At 61.0% G+C, this 2,417-nt stretch carries 4 protein-coding genes and 1 pseudogene; all 5 read right to left on the bottom strand.

Annotated features, from left to right (window positions below; genetic code table 11):
* Positions 1-253: pseudogene (locus AC1DT3_RS18090) on the bottom strand (phenylalanine--tRNA ligase subunit alpha); the annotation flags it as partial.
* Positions 254-428: 175 nt separating this feature from the next.
* Entirely contained in the window at positions 429-800 is a 372-nt protein-coding gene (gene rplT / locus AC1DT3_RS18085) for a 50S ribosomal protein L20 (RefSeq protein ID WP_477466617.1), read from the bottom strand.
* A 41-nt stretch (positions 801-841) separates the two neighbouring features.
* Complete coding sequence (gene rpmI, locus AC1DT3_RS18080) at positions 842-1,042, bottom strand: 50S ribosomal protein L35 (protein WP_477466616.1); 201 nt, start codon at positions 1,040-1,042, stop codon at positions 842-844.
* Between the two features lie 199 nt (positions 1,043-1,241).
* On the bottom strand, positions 1,242-1,772 hold the full coding sequence (gene infC / locus AC1DT3_RS18075; protein ID WP_477466615.1) for a translation initiation factor IF-3: 531 nt from the start codon (positions 1,770-1,772) through the stop codon (positions 1,242-1,244).
* Between the two features lie 124 nt (positions 1,773-1,896).
* A partial coding sequence (locus tag AC1DT3_RS18070; protein WP_477466614.1) for a glycosyltransferase occupies positions 1,897-2,417 on the bottom strand: 521 nt, incomplete at its 5' end.

Below are 2,417 nucleotides of genomic sequence, written 5' to 3'. Positions count from 1 at the left end.
GGTCCAGGGCGGCTTCGGCGAGCGTGTCCTTCTTGGCGCTGATCGCGGTCTGAACCTTGTCGCGCAATCCGTTGATGAAAGGTCCCTTCTCCTTGCGCTCATCGGGCGTCATCGCGCCGAGAGTTTTCAGAAGATCGGAAACGGAGCCCTTCTTGCCGAGCGCGGCCACGCGCAAGGTTTCCAGAGCTGCCTCGTCGCCGGCGGCTTCGACCTGGGTCAGCAGGTCACGTTCGAGTTGATTGAGATCGGTCATCGGTCCCGTGCCAAAATGCGTGCGCTTGAGTGAGACGCGGCGCGGGAACCGTCAAGCCTTCCGAGCCGCAAAAAATCAAACGACAGCGCGATGCGCCGTCGGTGCGAAAGGTCTCGGAGGTGGGAAGAGGTGGCGCGGCCGGAACAAGTCCCGCCGCGCCAGAGCCTGGTCGTCCTTAGGCGGCTTCCTGCTGCGGCAGGGAGGCCTTGGCGCGCTCCACGTAAGCGGCGAAGGCCGCCGGCTCGTGGATGGCCATCTCGGACAGAACCTTGCGATCGATCTCGATCCCAGCCTTGCCGAGACCGTCGATAAATCGGGAATAGGTCAAGCCGTGCAGGCGAACCGCAGCGTTGAGACGCTGGATCCAGAGAGCGCGGAAAACGCGCTTCTTGTTCTTACGGTCGCGATAAGCATATTGCATGCTCTTCTCGACCGCCTGCTTGGCGATGCGGATAGTATTCTTGCGACGGCCGTAAAAGCCCTTGGCGGCTTTCAGAACCTTCTTGTGCTTGGCGTGGGCGGTAACGCCCCGTTTGACGCGGGCCATGGAAAAACTCCTTCAAAATCCGGGATGTGGGAAGATCTGTCTCAGCCGTTGGGCAGGAAGAACTTCTTCACGTTGTACGCATCGCCCTCGAACATGGTCGTGGTGCCGCGTAGGTTGCGGATCTGCTTCTTGGTCCGCTTGATCATCCCGTGGCGCTTGCCGGCCTGGGCGTAAACGACCTTACCGGTGCCGGTGATCTTGAAGCGCTTTTTAGCGCCCGACTTCGTCTTCAGTTTGGGCATTTTGCTCTCCTATTGGTGGGTCGGGCGAGACGCTGAACGCCTTGCAGACCCTCGTATTGCTGCATGAGCAAAACAAACCGCCACGGCAGCCCTAACAGCCGGGCGGTTCGATCGAAGGGCGGCTTATGGCAGAAGCCACCCCAAAAAGCAATGGCCGCCCCGCCGGGACGGCCACACTCAATCCGTTGCCGGAAAAGCCTTAGCGCGGCGCCAACACCATGACGACCTGACGGCCCTCGAAGTTCGGCTCCATCTCGACCTTGGCGATGTCGCCAACGTCGGATTTGACCCGCTCGAGCACTTTGAGGCCGAGATCCTGGTGCGCCATCTCGCGGCCGCGGAAGCGGAGCGTGATCTTGACCTTGTTGCCTTCCTCGAAAAACGCCTTCATGGCGCGCATCTTGACGTCATAATCGTGGTCATCGATGCCGGGGCGAAGCTTGATTTCCTTGACTTCGACCGTCTTCTGCTTCTTTCGCGCCTCGGAAGCCTTTTTCTGCTCCAGGAAGCGAAACTTGCCGTAATCGAGAATCTTGCAGACGGGGGGCGCGGAGTTGGGGGAGATCTCGACGAGGTCGAGGCCAGCCTCCTCTGCGAGGCGGAGCGCGTCAAAGAACGCCATCACGCCGCGATTTTGGCCGGTATCGTCGATGAGTTGCACTTCGCGTACACCGCGAATGTCTCGATTGGCGCGCGGTCCCTCCTTTTGCGGGACTGGCAAAGCTCTCATTGGTCTGCGAATGGCTCGTGTCTCCTGTTGGGGCTCAGTCAAACGTCCAGAAGCCGGATGCTCCCTGCGACGCTTTTACCGATGCCGTGAGTAAAAGTGACATTTCGCGCAAATCAGCGCGAAGTCAACTCGTTCTGCGCGGTAAACGCCCTTCGAGCAGGGCGGAATAGACGTCCAACGTGCTCACCACCATGCGCTCGAGTGAAAAGTTCCGCTCCACGTGGTTTCGCGCTCGGCTGCTCAAGCTCGCGCGCGCGGTTGCACCGAGGCTGAGAGCATCGCCGATGGCATCCGCGAGAGATTCGGCATCACCCGGTGGGATTCGCCAGCCGGTCCGCTCGTGTGGAGCAACCGCCGGCGGAGACAACACGGTCTCCGGAACCGCTCCAAGATCCGATACGACGACCGGCGTTCCCATCGCCTGCGCTTCGACGGCGGAACGTCCGAACGCTTCAGGCTCCGTGGATGGCACCGTGACGACGGAAGCGGCGAGGAACGCCGCAGGCATGTCGGTGCAATGACCCACCCTCCGAACGACCCCGGCAAGCTTGCGACCCTCGATGAGATTGTCGAGATCCTTCACATAGGAATCGCGGCCCTGCGGATCTCCCGCAAGGATGAACGTCGCATCGGTCAGCCCGCCAT

The organism is Microvirga sp. P4_G7, assembly GCF_056401005.1.
This window is presented reverse-complemented; position numbering and strand designations above follow the sequence as displayed.